Here is a 15,563-nt window from a genome sequence, read left to right on the forward strand (position 1 = left end):
CCATCTTGAAGCCTAGAATCAAAGCTTCCCGCCAGGACGATCCCGGATCGGACGGGAGCGCCGGCGTGGAGGAAATCACGCTGTCCGAGCAGGTCTACCGCCTGCTGCGGCGCGACATCATGCGCGGCGCCTTCGCGCCGGGCCAGTCCTTGCGGCTGGAACTGCTGAAGCAGCGCTACGGCAGCAGCTTCTCTCCCATCCGCGAAGCCCTCAACCGCCTGCGCAGCGAGCGCATGGTCATCAGCACCACATCGCGCGGTTTCAGCATCGCGCCCTTGTCGGTCGAGGAAATGTGGGACGCCTGTGAAACCCGCATACTGATCGATTGCGACGCGCTGCGCCGCTCGCTGGCCAATGCCGACGACGCCTGGGAAACGCGCCTGGTCGGCGCGTACCATGCGCTGACGCTGGCCGCGCAGCGGGCCGAGGCCGCCGCCGAACCTTCGGAAGAACTGGACGAACTGCTGGAGGCGCGCCACCTGGAATTCCACCACGCGCTGATCGGCGCCTGCCGCTCCCATTGGCTGCTGGACCTGTCCACCCAACTCTACGCGCAGACTGAGCGCTACCGCCGCCCGGCGCGCGCCGGTGCGACCGCCTACGGACCGGAGCGCAACGTCGACGACGAACATCGCCAGCTGCTGGACGCCGCCGTTGCGCGTGACGTGGAAGGTTCGGTCGCCATGCTGGCCGCGCACTACCGCAAGACCGCGCAGTTCATCGAACGCATCATTTCCCAGCCCCAATCGCAGCCCACATCGCAGGCCAGGCATGCATAACACCGACATCGATCTCTTCTTTCCCACCATCGCCGAGCGCGAGGTGCAATACAACGCGCGCGAATCGGTGCCGGATTTCGACGCCTGCGTGCGCCGGTATGCCGAGTCCTCGGCGCGGGTGCGCACGCGCCGCCCCGGCGTGCTGGACCTGCGCTACGGCATGGGCCAGGACGAGCGGCTGGACCTGTTCCTGCCCGCCGCCTCGCAGGCGCCGGCGCCGCTGTTCGTGTTCATCCATGGCGGCTATTGGCGCGCGCAGCGCAAGGAAGACGCTCCGGTAATGGCCGAGGCCTTCAACGCCGCGGGCGCCGCGGTGGCTACCCTGGAATACACGTTGGTGCCCGAGGCCACCTTGGGCGAAGTGGTGCGCGAGGTGCGTTCCGCCGTGGCCTGGCTGTATCGCAACGTGGCGGCCTATGGCGTGGATCCCGAGAGGATCTACGTCAGCGGCAGCTCGGCGGGCGGCCATCTGGCCGGCATGCTGGTCGCGCCGGCGTGGCAGGCGCGCTACGGCGTGCCGGACGACGTGATCAAGGGCACGCTGGCGTTGAGCGGGCTGTTCGACCTGCGTCCGCTGTGCGACGTCCTGCCCAACACCTGGCTGCAGCTCACGCCCGAGCAAGCCGCGCATCAAAGCCCGATCTTCCATCTGCCGGAACGCGCAGGCCCGATGCTGCTGGCCGTGGGCGGGTTGGAGACCCAGGGCTTCAAGAACCAGACGGCGGCATACGAAGCAGCCTGGAATGCCGCAGGGCTGGCTTCCACCCGCATCCCGACGCCGCACTGCAACCATTTCGACCTGGTCAATGAGCTGGAAGATCTGGACAGCGATCTGACCCGCGCCACCCTGGCAATGATGGGGCTGGGCGCCAAGTGAAGGGCCGGCCGATGGCGTAAGCTTGACGCCCATGGCCGACCTGAAACTCCTTGAAGATCTGATTGCCCTGGCGCAGACCGGCAGCTTCGTGCGTGCGGCCGAGCTGCGCCACGTCACCCATCCTGCGTTCGGCCGGCGCATCCGCGCGCTGGAGGCCTGGGCCGGCGCGCCATTGATCGAACGTCAGCGCCTGCCCGTGGTCCTGACCGCCGAAGGCGAGGCCTTGCTCAAGACTGCGACGCAGGTGGTGGAGCAGATGGCGCAGGTGCGTCATCGCATCCGCAGTTTCGGCGCAGGCGGCGAGGCGGTGCTGCGCATCGCCACCGGCCGCAGCCTGGCCCGGACGCTGGTGGCCGACTGGATTGCGCGCCTGCGCCACCGCACGCCCAAGGTGTTGACCGAGGGCACGCAGGTCGAGCTGTCCACCGGCATGATGCAGGACATGGCGGCCCGGCTGGAGCAAGGCCGGGTGGACCTGTTGTGCTGCTATGAGCATCCGGCTCTGTCCGTGCAGCTGAGCCCAGGACGCTACCGCTACATGACCTTGGGCACCGACAAGCTCGTGCCCGTCAGTCAGGCGGATTCACGCGGCCGGCCCCGTTACGTGCTGCAGGAAGGCGGTCCGTCCGTGCCCTTGATCACCTATGCGGGCGGCCTGGCCATGGAGCGCATCGTGGGAGACCGCCTGGAGGCCACGCCCTACGCCCTGGCGCCATTTCTGCGCAGCGATTCGCTGGACGCGGCGCATGGCGCGGTCGCCAAGGGCCTGGGCGTGGCCTGGCTGCCCTGGTCCATGGTGGCGGCGGATTGCCGCCGCGGCGCGCTGGCCGCCCTGGGCGGCCGCAGCGAGGAAATCTCGTTCGAGGTGCGGCTGTACCGGTCGCGGGCGCGCCTGGCTGACCTGGCCGAAGCGGCCTGGGAAGCCACGGCCAGCCGCAAGGCCTGAAATCCGCTGGTCGCGCGCCAGGCGTGTGCCGAATCCGCACGGCAATGTGTCGATTCGGCACGAAATATCCCTGGTGTACGCCCGAGAATAGCTCCCGAAACATCAAATGAGACGGCGCCGCCGTCCGCCTCAGCACCCCAGGGAGAAAACATGAAATCCGTCCTGCATCCGTTGCGCGGCGCGCTAGCCGCTATCTGTGCCGTCTCTGCGCTGGCCGCGGCGTCTTCCGCCCACGCCGAGTATCCCGAACGCGCCATCTCGCTGGTGGTCGGCTACCCGGCGGGCGGCAGCGTGGACCTGACCGCGCGCCTGTTCGGCGAAGAGCTGGCCAAGCGCCTGGGCCAGAGCGTGGTGGTCGAGAACGTGGGCGGCGCCGGCGGCACCATCGGCGCGCAGCGCGTGGCGCGCGCCGCGCCCGACGGCTACACGCTGCTGCTGGGCTCCACCAATGAAATGGTCATCGCCAGCATGATCAACAATGCGGTCAAGTACGACAGCGTGAAGGACTTTTCGCCGTTGGGCGTGATTGCCTCGCAGCCCATGCTGCTGGCCGCCAGCAAGAATTCGGGCGTGAAGACCGCCGCCGAGTATCTGCAGAAGCTGCGCGCCGCCGCGCCCGGCAGCTTCAACTACGGTTCTTCCGGCGTGGGCACGACCCTGCACCTGGCCGGCGAGATGATCAACCAGTCGACCGGCACGCGCGCCGAGCACGTGCCGTATCGCGGCGTGGCGCCGCTGGTGACGGACCTGATGAGCGGCCAGCTGGACTACGGCATGCTGGTGCTGTCCTCGGGCCTGCCGCAAGTGCGCGCCGACAAGATCGTGGCGCTGGGCGTGACCGAGAAGAAGCGTTCGCCAGTGGCGCCGGACCTGCCTGCCTTGGCTGAAACCCCGGGGTTCGAATCCGTGGACATCAGCGTCTGGTTCGCGCTCTATGGCCCGGCCGGCCTGCCGGAGCCGGTGGCGGCCAAGCTGCGCAGCGCGCTGGCCGAGACGCTGAAGTCGGAGCAGTTCCGCGCCAAGATGCAGGAAGCCGGCGGGGTGCTGTCGCAACCGGGCCTGGACCCGGCGGCCTATCAGGCCGAGGAAACCAGGAAGTACGGCGCGCTGGTCAAGGCCGCCAAGATCGAAGCCCAGTGATTCGAAACCGGATCATCGCAACACCCTAGCACCGCAGCGGACGACATCCATGGAATTCAAGCTTCCCGTACCCGACCTGAGCGCCGAGCGCGCCGGCAATACCGGCACCCCTGGCGTGTGGCATTTCGATTCAGGCCTGCCGGGGCGCGCGTTGATGCTGTCCGCGCTGGTGCACGGCAACGAGCTGTGCGGCGCCTGGGCCTTGAAGGACCTGCTGACGGTGGGCCTGCGGCCGCGCCGCGGCAGCCTGACGCTGGCGTTCTGCAATCTCGATGCGTTCGACCGTTTCGACCATGCCAACCACGATGCGTCGCGCTTCGTCGCCGAGGACATGAACCGCGTCTGGAGCGCCGAGCGCCTGGATAACCCCACGACGCCGGACCGCCGGCGCGGCGCCGAACTGCGTCCCTGGGTGGAGCGCGCGGATTGGCTGCTGGACCTGCACTCCATGCATGAACCGGGCGCGCCTTTGCTGCTGACCGGCGTTCTGCCGCGCAACATCGCGCTGGCGCGCAGGCTGAAGGCGCCGCAGCACGTGATCGTGGACGCGGGCCACAAGGACGGCGTGCGCATGCGCGACTTCGGCCAGTTCGGCGATCCGGCCCGCGAAGACGCCTGCGCCTTGCTGATCGAATGCGGTTTCCATGGCGAGTTGGCTGCGCGCGACGTGGCGCGCGACATGGTGGCGCGCATGTTGCTGGAATCGGGCGTGGCGGATGCGGCGGACGTGCCGGCGGGCTGGCTGTTGCCGGATGCCGAAAACCAGCGCGTGCTGGAAGTGACGGACGCGGTGGTCGCGCCGTCCATGGACCTGCGCTTCTCGCAGCCCTGGACGGGCCTGGAGACGTTTGAGCGGGCCGGTTCGACGATAGGCTGGGCCGACGGCCAGCCCATCGTGACGCCGTACGATCAATGCACGCTGGTCATGCCGTCGTTGCGGCAGCTGAAGCCGGGCGTAACGGTGCTGCGGCTGGCACGCGATTACGCGGGATAGAGCGCCGCAGCGCGTCTTACTTCTGAGGCGTAAACCGCAGTTCGTCCAGTTGATAGCCCTGGGCCTTGGCCGCATCCAGGGCCTTGTCCAGTTCTTCCTTGGGCAGCTGCGGCGAGCGCGACAGGATCCACAGGTATTTCCGGTCCGGGGTCCCGACCACCGACCAGCGGTATTCGGGGTCCAGGCCGATGACCCAGTAATCGCCCTTGAACGGCTTGAAGAACGAGACTTCCAGCTTGGCGTTGTTGCTGCCTTCCACCACGTTGGCGGTGCCCGAGGCGGAATCGATGTCGCCATCCTTGGTGCGGCAGCGGTTGTTCACGCCGACCGTGCCGTCGGGATGCGCGGTGTATTCAGCGGTGGTGTCTCCCACGCAGTCGCGCTGGAAGAACATGGGGAAATTCGCGATCTCGTACCACATGCCTGCGTAACGCTTCAGGTCCACCGATTCCACGGTTTGCATGGGCGGCGGTGCGGCATGGACTACCCCCGCCACGCTGGTGGCCAAGGCCAACAGGAATGTTGCGGTGCGGCGCATGGGGAAAACCTCCTGATGTGACAGAGCGGTCCGCGCCGGCCGGCAGGCGGTCGGCGCGGATCAAAACCCTAACGATACGCCTTATTTGTGCGGGGCCTTCAGCGCGGCGTGGTAGCGGGCCACATAGGTATCGAAATCCTCGGTGTCCGATTGCTCCAGGCGCAGCTGTTCCGCCGTGGATTGCGCGGCGGCCTGTTCATAGGCTGCCGCCAGGTCGGCGGGCAAGGCCTGGGCGCGCAGCGCGTCGGCATGCTTGCGGCTGAGGTCCAGCGAATAGTCATGGAACGACAGGCCGCTGTCGGTCAGCGAAGCCAGCAGGCGCGCCGACGGCGTGGAGTCGGGCTGGTCGAGCTTGGCGCGCTGGGCCGCCAGGGCCTCGGCATAGGCGCTGCCGCCCAGGGCGGAGTCGAACAGCGCGGCGTATGGCGCAATCTGGTCCAGCAGTTCGTGGCCCCATTGCGCCAGGCCGATGGGCTGGCCTTCGCGGTCCAGCGTCAGGCCGGGCTTGCGGCCTTCCTTGACGACGGTCGAGAAGTTGTCGGCGCTGCGCTGACAGTAGCCGTTGGCGGGGAAGAAGGGGCTGTCGGACGCGGTGCAGAACAGCAGGAAGGCGTCGACGAAGCGGCTGGTGCTGGCGTCGATGCCGACCGGCGAGTTCGGGTCGATATCCAGGCAGCGTACTTCGACGTACTGCACGCCGCGTTCGGCCAGGGCCGTGATCGGGCGTTCGCAGCGGCCGGTGGCGCGCTTGGGGCGGATGCTCGAGTAGTACTCGTTTTCGATCTGCAGCACGTTGGTGTTGAGCTGGATCCATTCGCCGTCGCGGTGGGTGCCGATCTTCTGGTAGTCGGGCCAGGGCTGGGTAACGGCGTCGTACAAGCGGCCCAGGAACGTGTCCAGGTCGTTGTAGCAGAGCTTGAGCTGCGACTGCGCCTTGTTCTGGTAGCCCAGGTCGCTCATGCGCAGGCTGGTGGCATAGGGCAGGTACAGCGTGCTGTCATCCAGCTTTTTCAGCGGATGTTCGCGCCCGCGCAGGAAGTCGCTGGACAGGGCCGGGGCGGCGCCGAACAGGTACATCAGCAGCCAGGAATAGCGCGTGAAATTGCGGATCAGGCCGATGTAGCCGCGCGAACGCCGGTCCTGGACGCTACCGGGCTGCGTGTCCAGCACGGACCACAGGTCTTCGGCCAGCGAGAAGTTGTAGTGCACGCCGGCGATGCATTGCATGGTCTTGCCGTAGCGCACGGCCAGGCCGCGGCGGTACACGTGCTTGAGCATGCCGGTGTTGGACTTGCCGTACCAGGCGATGGGGATGTCCGCTTCGGGCGGCAGCGTGGCGGGCATGGACTGGTTCCAGATCAGTTCATGGTCCAGCACGCTGTAGACGTGGCGATGGGTGTTGGTCAGTTCGGCCAGCAGCGCGTCGACGTCCTTGTGCGTGCCCGTGATGAGTTCGAGCAGGGATTCGGAGTAGTCGGTGGTGACGTGTTCGTTGGTCAGCGCGGATCCCAGGCCGGCGGGGTGCGGCTTGCGGGACAGGACACCTTGTTCGTCCACGCGCAGGCCTTCCTTTTCGATGCCCCGCAGGGTCTGGGTCAGCAGCGATCGGTTGGCCTCCAGGCGGGAGAGGCGGTTGGCGGCAGTATCAGTCACGGGTTCTTCTCGTTTGGGTCTGTCGCCGGATTTTACGGGGTGCCGGCCTCCTGTGCCGAGGGAGTCAATACTGGGGACAGGGACAATGCCTGGGCGGTGCGCGCCAGCCACTCGTCCAGGTCGGCGTAGACCGGGTCGGCGATGGGGGCGGTTTCATTGAAAATCTCGTGCCAGGCGGTGTCGTACCAGCGCAGGGTCAGCAGTTCGGCGGGGGCGCGCTGGGCGAACTGTCTGCTGCCTTCGGCAGCGACGATGGAGTCGTCGCCCGCCACCATCAGCAGGGTGCGGCAGGCCAGCAGCGGGGCTTCTCGCAGGGACTCGCGGCCGCCTTCGTCCACGAAGCGCGCCAGGCGTCCCGTCATTTGGCGCCGCACCAGCGGGTCGCTACGGTAGGCCTTGACCACGGCCGGGTCGTGGGAAATGCGGGCGGGCGCCAGGCCATGGGGCACGCGCAGGTCGGGCGCATGCAGCGACATCCAGGTCAAGGTGCGCCGCACCCACGGCGGTACATGCACCACGAAGGGCGGGGAACTGAGCGCCAGGCCGTCGATCTCGGTCAGGCGGCGCAGGGCGATCCGCACCGCGACCAGGGCGCCCAGGCTGTGGCCCAGCAGGATGGGCGGGCGTCCGTGCGCCGCGGTCCAGGCCCGCAGGCGATCGACCGCATCGACGACCAGATCGTCTTCGCGGCTCAGGGTCGCGGGCCGGCCGCCGGAGCGGCCATGGCCGCGGTGGTCGTGGGCGCCCACCGTCCAGCCGCGCGCGGTCAACCAGCGCGCCAGGCGGTCATAGCGCCCGGCATGCTCGCTAAGTCCGTGCAGCAGGTAGATACTGGGGGTGCCCAGGCCGGCGATCGGCGGGGGTACATTGGGCGCGGCTGGCCACACATAGTTGGCCAGTGGCGTGCCGTCGGGCGCGGGGGTCATCGAAATCGGCGACAATTTCTGGCTTCCTCGAAATGAATAGACAGTCCAGGTCCTCGGGTAATGACGATTTCATCGCTGTTTCGTTTCATGTTCAAGAAAGCCGGCGCGATTGTCGCGCTGGCCTTGCTGATCACGGCCTGCTCGCCCAGTTACAACTGGCGCGAAGTCGACGTGGCCGACGGCCACGCGCGCGCCGCGTTTCCGGACCGGGTCACGACCGATACCCGCGACCTGAAGCTGGATACCCATACCCTGCGTTTTACCCTGACCAGCGCGACCGTGGGCGAGGCGGTCTTTGCGGTGGGGTCGGCGCCGCTGCCGCCCGACATCGCGAAGGATCCGGCCGCCAGGCAGGCGCTGGGCATGGCGCTGATGCATTCGCTCTACGCCAACATGCAGTCGCCGCCGCCCAACGAATGGCCTGCCTATGGGCAGGACATCGAAGTCCAGGGCAAGGCCATGGGCAAGCCGGGCTGGCTGCGCGCCAGGGTCTGGGTGACCGACACCATGTTGATCGAGGCCGTGGCAGCCGGCACCGTGGAAAGCCTGCCGGCCGAGCGGGCGCATGAATTCCTGCGTTCCGTCGTCATCAAGCCGTGACGGGCGCGATCAGGCCCAGTCTCAATGCCGCGACCACCGCGGCGCGCCGGCCGCGCACGCCGAGCTTTTCGCAGGCGTTGCACAGATGGAAATTCACGGTGCTTTCACTGACGCCCAGGATGCGGGCGGTTTCCCAGCTGGTCTTGCCCATGGCGGCCCAGTGCAGGCAACTGGCCTGGCGTTCCGACAGGGGTTTGATGGGCCGGGCCGGACTTGGCCCTGCATCCACGGTTGAATTTGCGGCCGGGTTCGTGGCCGCGTTTTTGGCCGCGTTTGTGGCGAGATGCGGGGACGTGGCGGAAAGGGCGGTGGCTGGCATGGCGGTGGGGGGGCAAAAGCCTGGCGATTGACGAGTTGCCCCATGCTGCCGCCCCGGCAGGCCGTCCGGCAAGCGATGATGCCTTCACGCATCAAACCTCTTATCTCTAACGGAATAAGCGCATGTCCGCCGTCGTGCAGTTCTATTTTTCATCGATCGTGCTGATGCTGCCTTTGCTCTTCTGCGCAGGCATAGGGGTGTATTGGGGCAAGCGGGACCTGCCGTTCGGCGGCTCCTTCATCACCATGCTGGTGACCTCGGTGACCACGCCCGCCCTGGTGTTCCACACATTCGTCACCACCCACCTGGACGACCGCGCGCTGGCCGACGTGGCGGTGGCGACGCTGCTGGCGCTGCTGCTGTGCGCCTTGGTGTGCGCGCTGCTGCTCAAGGCATGGAAGCTGCCGGTGCGCACGCTGTTGCCCACCGCGTTCCTGCCCAATGCCGGCAACCTCGGCTTGCCGATTTCGCAGATGGCTTTTGGCGACGCCGGCCTGTCGGTGGCGGTCGCGTTCTTCGCCGTCAGTTCCTTTGTCATGCATACCATTGCGGTGCGCCTGTTGCCGGGCGTGAACACCAAGGGCAGCTGGAAGAGTCCGATTTTGCTGGCCTCCCTGGTCGCCGTGGCCCTGCGCCTCATGCACGTGCCGGTGCCCGCATGGCTGATCGAGACCTCGCGCATGCTGGGCGCGGTGACGGTGCCGCTGATGCTGCTGAGCCTGGGCCACGCGCTGGCCTTGATCCCGTCCAACGGTCTGCGCGACGGCGCCAAGGTCGCCGCCATCCGCCTGGCCGTGGGCCTGGGAGCGGGGCTGGCGGTGGTGTGGGCGCTGGATCTGGAGCCGGTGCTGGCCGGGGCGCTGAGCCTGCAGATGGCCATGCCTTGCGCGGTGGTGAGCTACATGTACGTCAAGCGCTATACGACGCAGGGCGATACCGCGGCGGGCGCGGTGCTGGTGTCGACCGTGGCGTTCCTGCTGCTGGCGCCGGTGATACTTTGGTTCAGCCGCGGGGCTTGAACCCGGCAATTGTCGCGACGCTGTCGCGACAATTGCGATGGCCGCAAGTCCAGACGCTTGCGTGCTTCGTACCCGGCGCCCGCTGAGCTTGAGTTACGCCGCGCCCGACATCGCGCGCAACTGCGTCATCAACGCATCGGGAATCTCCACGCCGTGCTTGAGCGCTTCGTCGCGCAGTTTGCGGCGGCGGTCGCCCGGCAGGCGTACGCCTTCGTCTTCCAGCATGGCATCAACCAGGACTTCGACGCGGTCCAGATAGGCGTTGTTGCCCGCCAGGGCGCCTGGGTCGATCGCCATGAAGGCTTGGCCCAGCCGCGCCGGGCCGCCTTCGTCGACGAAGAACGATTCGGTCTCGAAGCCGAAGTGCGAGCCGGTCAGCGCGCAAGCCAGCAGTTCGACGATCAGCGCCAGCATAGCGCCCTTGACGCCGCCCGCGGGCAGCATGCTGCCCGCCAGGCCGGCCTTGGGGTCGGTGGTGGGCTGGCCGTCGGCGTCCAGCGCCCAGCCCAGGGGGATGGGCTGGTTGTCGCGGGCCGCGATCATGAGCTTGCCGCGCGCGACCTGCGACAGCGACAGGTCGATCACCAGCCGGGCGCCGCCGCGCCGTGGAAAGACGGCGGCGATGGGGTTGGTGCCGAAGAGCGGGCGCTTGCCGCCCCAGGCGGGCATGGCGGCGGGCGAGTTGCTCAGCGCCAGCCCCACCAGCCCGAGGTCGGCCAGGGCTTCGAGGTGGTAGCCGGCTTCGCCGAAGTGGTGGCTGTTGGCCACGCCGATGAAGGCCACGCCATGCTCGCGGGCGCGCAGGCCGGCCTGTTCGATCGCCATGGCGCAGGCGGGAAAGGCCAGCCCGGAGCCGGCATCGATCAGCGCGGCGCCGCCGCGCTCATGCACGATGCGCGGCACCGCCGTACCGATGGCGCGGCCGGCGCGCAGGTGCCCGGCATAGAAAGGCACGCGCGACAGGCCATGGGAGCTGAGCCCCTGGCTTTCGGCGAAGACCAGCGCGCGCGCCGTGGTGTCGGCCATGGCCGGGTTGGCGCCCGCGGCGGCCAGGCCTGCCGCTGCCAGATGTTGCAATTCGTCCAGATAGATGTGAGCCATATCCTTCTCTTCATGGGCTTGCGCCGGGCCATGTGGCTTCATCGGTCGCCGCCCGTAAGCGCCATTGTCACCCCGGCGGCCACCATGTCGGAAACGCGGGTGTTGGCTTCTTGCGTCAGGCCGGCGATATGCGGCGTCAGGATCAGGTTGGGCGCGCCCGCCAGCGGGCTGCCGGCGGGCAGGGGTTCAGCTTCGAACACGTCGAGTGCCGCGCCGCGCAGATGGCCCGTGCGCAGCGCATCCGCCAGCGCGGCTTCGTCCACGATGCCGCCGCGCGAGGTGTTGATCAGCACGGCGCCCGGTCGCATGTGCGCGATGCGGCCGGCATCCATCAGCCGCCGCGTGCCGGGCGTGAGCGGCAGGTGCAGCGTGACGGCATCAGCCTGGGCCAGCAGCTCGTCCAGCGTCATGGGGGCGACGCCGGTTTCCCGCCAGGCGGGATGGTCCGGCGGCAGCGCCGCGTCGCAGCCCGCCACGCGCATGCCCAGCGCCTGCGCCAGGCTTGCGGTCAACCGGCCGATGCCGCCGAAGCCCACGATGGCCAGCATGCGGCCGTGCGCTTCCAGCCCCTGCGAAAGCGCGTTGCGCGGCCATGCGCCCGCCGCGACCTCGGCCGTCGACGCATAGGCGCCGCGCAGCAGCATCAGCATGGCGCCCACGACGTACTCGGCGACGGCGCGCGCATTGGCGCCGGTGGCCGGTATGACCGCGATGTTGCGCGCGGCGCAGGCGTCCAGGTCGATGTTGTCCAGCCCCACGCCCAGGCGGCCGACGGCCCGCAGCCGCGGGGCCGCCTGCAGCAGGGCGGCGTTCACCTGGCTGCGGTTGCGCACGATGAGCGCGTCGGCTTCGGCCGCCGCGGCCAGCAGGGCCTCGCGCTGCTCCACCAGTTCAGGCTCGTACCGCACCTTGAAGCGCTGGCGCAGCGCGTCGACCGCGGGCGCGTCCATGAACTCGGAAATGAGGATATGCATCGGTGGGGACTCCACGGTGGTCAGGCGATCTGGATGTTGGCGTCGCGGATGATCTTGGCCCAGCGCTCCACCTCGGACTTCAGGTAGGCGCCGAACTCCGCGGGGCCGCGCGGCTGCGGCACGAAGCCCAGCTGCAGCAGCGCCTGCTTCATGGCGGGCTGCGAAACCTGGCGCACGATGGCGTCGCCGATGCGCTGCACCAGCTCGGGCGGCGTGCCCGCAGGCGCCAGCACGCCGGTGAAGTTTTCGACGATCAGGTCGGGCAGGCCGGCCTCCTTCACGGTGGGCACGTCGGGCAGGTCCGCGCTGCGTTCGCGGGTGGTGATGGCCAGCGCCCGCAAGGAGCCGTTCTTCACGTGCGAGAGCGATTCCGGGTAGTTGGAGAACACCACGTCCAGGTGGCCGCCTATCAGGTCGGTGAGGGAGGGCGCGCCGCCCTTGTAGGGGATGTGCATCATCGGCACGCCGGTCAGCTTCTGGTACAGCGCCAGGGTCAGGTGCGGCGGCGTGCCGTTGCCGCTGGACCCGGCAGAAAGCGACTTCGAGCGGGCGGCCTTGGCCAGGTCGGCCATGCTCTTGATGTCGCTCTTGGCGTTGACCACCACCATGATGGGCGAAGATGCCAGGCCCGCCAGCGGCGTGAGGTCGCGCGTCAGGTCGTAGCCCGCCTTGCCGGCGAAGAGCGTGGCGTTGGCCGCATGCGACAGCGTGATCGCCAGCCAGGTGTAGCCGTCCGGGGCGGCGTGGGAAACGTGCGCCGCGCCGATGTTGGCGCTGCCGCCGGGCTTGTTTTCCACCACCACGTTCCAGCGCTCGGCGTCGCTCAGGGCTTTGCCGACCTGGCGCGCGGCCACGTCGGTCAGGCCGCCGGGCGGGAACGGCACCACATAGTTGATGGGCCGTTCGGGCCAGGCTTTCTGCGCCAACGCGCGCTGCCACGGCGCCACGGCACAGAGGCCGGCGGCGCCCAGGGCGGCAAGCAGGCGCCGGCGTTGCGCGGCGTCGGGATGGTGATCGTGTTCGCTGTTCATCTGTCTTCCTCCTTGGGGGACGCCCGGGTAGGAATGCAACCGCCTGTGCTGCCGCGGCGGATGTCGCCCGGGTCTGCTGGTGTGGTTCTGAGACGATGCTGCGGGGAAATGCTGGCGGCAGGACGGCGTGTCCGCAATCCTGCTTGCGGACACGCCGTTGCCGGGGACGACAGGCGCGGTCAGGCGCTTTCGAAGATGCGGGTCAGGACGAATTCGCGGTGGCCCAGCGCTTCGGCCGCGGTCCAGCGGCCGTTGGCGGTGGCCAGCATGCATTCCAGCAGCTTGTCGCCGGCCTGGTTCAGGTCGATGTCACGCTGCAGCAGGCCGCTGGTGTCCACGTCGATGTGTTCGGACATGGTGCGCACCGTGCGCGGATTGGCGCAGATCTTGATGACCGGCAGTATCGGGTTGCCGATGACGTTGCCCTGGCCGGTGGGGAAGAAGTGCACCGCATAACCCGAGGCTGCGCACAAGGTCACCATTTCGGCCGCGGCGGAGGACGAGTCCATGAACCACAGACCTGGGCCGTCGGGGATCTCGGCCTTGTCGATCACGCCGTCCACGCGGCATTGCTTGCCGATCTTCTGGATGTTGCCCAGCGCCTTTTCCTCGATGGTGGTCAGCCCGCCCGCGATGTTGCCCTTGGTGGGCTGGGATTCAGACAGGTCGCTGGTCTTCCAGCGGTCGATCATGGCCTGGTAGCGGTTGAACATGAACATGAAGCGTTCGCGCACCGCATCGTTGGCGCAGCGCTCGGCCACGATGTGTTCGCCGCCGGTCAGCTCCGAGGTCTCGCCGAAGACCAGCGTGGAGCCCAGCGCATACAGCTTGTCGAAGGCGTTGCCCACGGTGGGGTTGGCGCCACAGCCCGAGGTGGTGTCGGATTCGCCGCATTTGGTCGACACCCACAGGTCGGCGATGGGGCACTCGCTGCGCGTCAGCGCCGTGGCGTAGTGCACGAATTCCTTGGCGCAGCGCGAGGCGCGCATGATGGTGTCGTGGTCGCCGTGCAGTTCGATGCTGAAGCCCATGACCGGCTTGCCGGTGGCGGCGATGCCGTCCACCACGCGCTTGGTCCAGCCTTCTTCGATGCCGATCACCACCACCGCGGCAACGTTGGGATTGCAGCCGGTGCCGATCAGGGTGCGGAAGTGCAGCTCAAGGTCCTCGCCGAATTGCAGTCGGCCATAAGGGTGAGGCAGGGCCATCGTGCCCTTGATGTTGTTGGCCACGGCTTCGGCTGCGGCATTCGAAATATCGTCCACGGGCAGGACGATGACGTGGTTGCGGACGCCGACGCGGCCGTTGTCGCGGCGGTAGCCCTGGAAGGTGGTCGAGGCGGTGATGATGGACATGGCGGATTCCTGTGCGGGGTGGAGGGCTTACCAGCGCTTGGTCTTGATGTTGTGCACATGGGCGTGCTGGCCGGCCTTGATGGGCTCCACCACGCGGCCGATGTCGACGCCGTACTTGAAGACGGTGTCGCCCACGGCCATGTCCTTCATCGCCACCTTGTGGCCGATGGGTATGTCCTGCGATGCGCGCACGTGGATGATCTTGTCTTCATCCATGATCCAGGCGTTCAGTTCGGTTCCGGCGGTGACTCCTTCCACGACGGCGACCGCCACCGTGTCCTTGGCATCGTGCAATACGGCGTGAATCATTTGTCTTCCTCTCTTGGGCTTGGGGGCGCCCGGCAGGTGCGGCGGCAGGGCGCGGATCGCTACGGCCAGGAAATCTTAGGACCGTGTTTCATGCATGTCAACTAAATCATATATATGAATTGTATGACTTGAGCAGGTTCCGTCCCCGCCGCTACACTGTGGACTCCTGATTTTTGCGATGCACCCATGAACACCAGCCTGTCCTCGACCGTGCCTTTGGGCAGTCCCTTGTACGCGCAGGTCAAGCAGGCCGTGCTGGCCGCGCTGGCGCAGGGGGAATGGAAGCAGGGCGAGGCGATCCCGCCCGAGAAGCTGCTGGCGGAACGCTTCGGCGTATCCATCGGCACCTTGCGCAAGGCCATCGATGAACTGGCCGCGGAGAACATCCTGGTGCGGCATCAGGGCCGCGGCACCTTTGTGGCGGTGCACACGCGCAACCACCATTTCTTCAAGTTCTTCCGTATCGTGCGGCAGGACGGCGACAAGTCCTATCCAGCGACCGAGTTGCTGCGTTTTCGCCGCGTGCGGGCCTCGGCCATCGCGCGCGAGAAGCTGAACCTGCCCGCCGGCGCCATGGTGTTCGAGTTCCTCAACCTGTTGTCGCTTAACGGCGACGTGGTGATGATGGATGAGATCTGCCTGCCGGAATCGTGCTTTCCGGGCATGACCGAAGCGCACCTGCGCGACCGCGCCAGCACGCTATATGCGCTGTACCAGGACGTCTTCGGCGTCAACGTGATCGCCACCGACGAGCGGCTGCGCACCTGCGTGGCCGAACGCATGCAGGCGCGGGCGCTGGGCGTGGCCGAAGGCAGCCCCTTGCTGGAGATCCGTCGCGTGGCGTTTTCCTACAAGCGGCAAGCGGTGGAATGGCGCATCTCGCGCGTCAACACCGAACGCTATGAGTACCTGGGCCAGGAACCCTGGGAGGCCGGCACCTGAGGGGCCGCCGCGCGCGCCAGGCGGCCCGGATAGGCCGTCCGCCGTTGCGGCGCGCTTCAG

17 protein-coding genes are annotated in these 15,563 nt (G+C 67.8%); 8 read left to right on the forward strand and 9 right to left on the reverse strand.

The features are described 5' to 3' along the window. Nucleotides 1–5 precede the first annotated feature (5 nt). The 5 genes from IAG39_RS02260 (at nt 6) to IAG39_RS02280 (ending at nt 4,736) form a co-directional block, all read left to right on the forward strand. Nucleotides 6–779: a GntR family transcriptional regulator gene (locus IAG39_RS02260; RefSeq protein WP_118933452.1), complete on the forward strand. Its 774-nt coding sequence runs from the start codon at nt 6–8 to the stop codon at nt 777–779. Continuing rightward, nucleotides 772–1,656 carry an alpha/beta hydrolase gene (locus IAG39_RS02265; RefSeq protein WP_118933453.1) on the forward strand — a complete coding sequence of 295 codons (885 nt, stop codon included), beginning with the start codon at nt 772–774 and terminating at the stop codon, nt 1,654–1,656. Before IAG39_RS02260 ends, IAG39_RS02265 begins: the two co-directional genes overlap by 8 nt. 31 nt (nt 1,657–1,687) lie before the next feature. Then, complete coding sequence (locus IAG39_RS02270) at nt 1,688–2,602, forward strand: LysR family transcriptional regulator (protein WP_059377426.1); 915 nt, start codon at nt 1,688–1,690, stop codon at nt 2,600–2,602. 150 nt (nt 2,603–2,752) lie between these two features. Next, the gene (locus IAG39_RS02275) at nt 2,753–3,742 is read left to right on the forward strand and encodes a Bug family tripartite tricarboxylate transporter substrate binding protein (protein ID WP_059377429.1); all 990 of its coding nucleotides are present in this window, start codon (nt 2,753–2,755) and stop codon (nt 3,740–3,742) included. A gap of 49 nt (nt 3,743–3,791) precedes the next feature. Continuing rightward, complete coding sequence (locus IAG39_RS02280; RefSeq protein ID WP_118933454.1) at nt 3,792–4,736, forward strand: succinylglutamate desuccinylase/aspartoacylase family protein; 945 nt, start codon at nt 3,792–3,794, stop codon at nt 4,734–4,736. A 16-nt stretch (nt 4,737–4,752) separates the two neighbouring features. Here the strand turns inward: IAG39_RS02280 and IAG39_RS02285 are convergent, their stop codons facing one another. The 3 genes from IAG39_RS02285 to IAG39_RS02295 all read right to left on the reverse strand — a co-directional run bounded on the left by IAG39_RS02285 (nt 4,753) and on the right by IAG39_RS02295 (nt 7,853). Further along, entirely contained in the window at nt 4,753–5,274 is a 522-nt protein-coding gene (locus tag IAG39_RS02285; RefSeq protein WP_059377434.1) for a lipocalin family protein, read from the reverse strand. A gap of 81 nt (nt 5,275–5,355) precedes the next feature. Beyond that, entirely contained in the window at nt 5,356–6,927 is a 1,572-nt protein-coding gene (gene gshA / locus IAG39_RS02290; RefSeq protein ID WP_118933455.1) for a glutamate--cysteine ligase, read from the reverse strand. A 32-nt stretch (nt 6,928–6,959) separates the two neighbouring features. Continuing rightward, a complete protein-coding gene (locus IAG39_RS02295; protein ID WP_187524003.1) occupies nt 6,960–7,853 on the reverse strand; it encodes an alpha/beta hydrolase in 894 nt (297 codons plus the stop codon). Nucleotides 7,854–7,913: 60 nt separating this feature from the next. Between IAG39_RS02295 and IAG39_RS02300 the strand changes: the two genes are divergently transcribed. After that, nucleotides 7,914–8,453 (forward strand): hypothetical protein, encoded by a 540-nt coding sequence (locus tag IAG39_RS02300; RefSeq protein ID WP_118933457.1) that lies wholly within the window; start codon nt 7,914–7,916, stop codon nt 8,451–8,453. On the opposite strand, the gene IAG39_RS02305 is transcribed toward IAG39_RS02300, so the two are convergent. Then, the gene (locus IAG39_RS02305; RefSeq protein ID WP_118933458.1) at nt 8,443–8,682 is read right to left on the reverse strand and encodes a helix-turn-helix domain-containing protein; all 240 of its coding nucleotides are present in this window, start codon (nt 8,680–8,682) and stop codon (nt 8,443–8,445) included. The two genes, IAG39_RS02300 and IAG39_RS02305, sit on opposite strands and share 11 nt — an antisense overlap. A 212-nt stretch (nt 8,683–8,894) precedes the next feature. Here IAG39_RS02305 and IAG39_RS02310 point away from each other — a divergent pair, with 212 nt between their 5' ends. Further along, complete coding sequence (locus tag IAG39_RS02310) at nt 8,895–9,791, forward strand: AEC family transporter (protein ID WP_059377444.1); 897 nt, start codon at nt 8,895–8,897, stop codon at nt 9,789–9,791. 93 nt (nt 9,792–9,884) lie between these two features. On the opposite strand, the gene IAG39_RS02315 is transcribed toward IAG39_RS02310, so the two are convergent. The 5 genes from IAG39_RS02315 to IAG39_RS02335 all read right to left on the reverse strand — a co-directional run bounded on the left by IAG39_RS02315 (nt 9,885) and on the right by IAG39_RS02335 (nt 14,561). Then, nucleotides 9,885–10,892, reverse strand: a complete 1,008-nt coding sequence (locus IAG39_RS02315) for an Ldh family oxidoreductase (RefSeq protein WP_118933459.1) — start codon at nt 10,890–10,892, stop codon at nt 9,885–9,887. Between the two features lie 38 nt (nt 10,893–10,930). After that, nucleotides 10,931–11,866: a hydroxyacid dehydrogenase gene (locus IAG39_RS02320; RefSeq protein ID WP_118933460.1), complete on the reverse strand. Its 936-nt coding sequence runs from the start codon at nt 11,864–11,866 to the stop codon at nt 10,931–10,933. A 20-nt stretch (nt 11,867–11,886) separates the two neighbouring features. Further along, the gene (locus tag IAG39_RS02325; RefSeq protein WP_059377449.1) at nt 11,887–12,897 is read right to left on the reverse strand and encodes a Bug family tripartite tricarboxylate transporter substrate binding protein; all 1,011 of its coding nucleotides are present in this window, start codon (nt 12,895–12,897) and stop codon (nt 11,887–11,889) included. Nucleotides 12,898–13,076: 179 nt separating this feature from the next. Next, on the reverse strand, nt 13,077–14,252 hold the full coding sequence (locus IAG39_RS02330; RefSeq protein WP_059377451.1) for a UxaA family hydrolase: 1,176 nt from the start codon (nt 14,250–14,252) through the stop codon (nt 13,077–13,079). Nucleotides 14,253–14,279: 27 nt separating this feature from the next. Then, complete coding sequence (locus IAG39_RS02335; protein WP_042795507.1) at nt 14,280–14,561, reverse strand: UxaA family hydrolase; 282 nt, start codon at nt 14,559–14,561, stop codon at nt 14,280–14,282. A gap of 186 nt (nt 14,562–14,747) precedes the next feature. Between IAG39_RS02335 and IAG39_RS02340 the strand changes: the two genes are divergently transcribed. Continuing rightward, nucleotides 14,748–15,503 carry a GntR family transcriptional regulator gene (locus IAG39_RS02340; RefSeq protein ID WP_118933461.1) on the forward strand — a complete coding sequence of 252 codons (756 nt, stop codon included), beginning with the start codon at nt 14,748–14,750 and terminating at the stop codon, nt 15,501–15,503. Nucleotides 15,504–15,563 lie beyond the last annotated feature (60 nt).

The organism is Achromobacter xylosoxidans (assembly GCF_014490035.1).
Classification (GTDB): Bacteria; Pseudomonadota; Gammaproteobacteria; order Burkholderiales; family Burkholderiaceae_B; genus Achromobacter; species Achromobacter bronchisepticus_A.

What these genes read in the sequence shown, in the direction of transcription:
- IAG39_RS02275 (WP_059377429.1), top strand. Translation starts at nt 2,753, where the DNA reads ATGAAATCCGTCCTGCATCCGTTGCGCGGCGCGCTAGCCGCTATCTGT.
- IAG39_RS02335 (WP_042795507.1), bottom strand. Translation starts at nt 14,561, where the DNA reads ATGATTCACGCCGTATTGCACGATGCCAAGGACACGGTGGCGGTCGCC.
- IAG39_RS02330 (WP_059377451.1), bottom strand. Translation starts at nt 14,252, where the DNA reads ATGTCCATCATCACCGCCTCGACCACCTTCCAGGGCTACCGCCGCGAC.
- IAG39_RS02315 (WP_118933459.1), bottom strand. Translation starts at nt 10,892, where the DNA reads ATGGCTCACATCTATCTGGACGAATTGCAACATCTGGCAGCGGCAGGC.
- IAG39_RS02295 (WP_187524003.1), bottom strand. Translation starts at nt 7,853, where the DNA reads ATGACCCCCGCGCCCGACGGCACGCCACTGGCCAACTATGTGTGGCCA.
- IAG39_RS02340 (WP_118933461.1), top strand. Translation starts at nt 14,748, where the DNA reads ATGAACACCAGCCTGTCCTCGACCGTGCCTTTGGGCAGTCCCTTGTAC.
- IAG39_RS02300 (WP_118933457.1), top strand. Translation starts at nt 7,914, where the DNA reads ATGACGATTTCATCGCTGTTTCGTTTCATGTTCAAGAAAGCCGGCGCG.
- IAG39_RS02280 (WP_118933454.1), top strand. Translation starts at nt 3,792, where the DNA reads ATGGAATTCAAGCTTCCCGTACCCGACCTGAGCGCCGAGCGCGCCGGC.
- IAG39_RS02265 (WP_118933453.1), top strand. Translation starts at nt 772, where the DNA reads ATGCATAACACCGACATCGATCTCTTCTTTCCCACCATCGCCGAGCGC.
- IAG39_RS02310 (WP_059377444.1), top strand. Translation starts at nt 8,895, where the DNA reads ATGTCCGCCGTCGTGCAGTTCTATTTTTCATCGATCGTGCTGATGCTG.
- IAG39_RS02325 (WP_059377449.1), bottom strand. Translation starts at nt 12,897, where the DNA reads ATGAACAGCGAACACGATCACCATCCCGACGCCGCGCAACGCCGGCGC.
- IAG39_RS02320 (WP_118933460.1), bottom strand. Translation starts at nt 11,866, where the DNA reads ATGCATATCCTCATTTCCGAGTTCATGGACGCGCCCGCGGTCGACGCG.
- IAG39_RS02270 (WP_059377426.1), top strand. Translation starts at nt 1,688, where the DNA reads ATGGCCGACCTGAAACTCCTTGAAGATCTGATTGCCCTGGCGCAGACC.
- IAG39_RS02285 (WP_059377434.1), bottom strand. Translation starts at nt 5,274, where the DNA reads ATGCGCCGCACCGCAACATTCCTGTTGGCCTTGGCCACCAGCGTGGCG.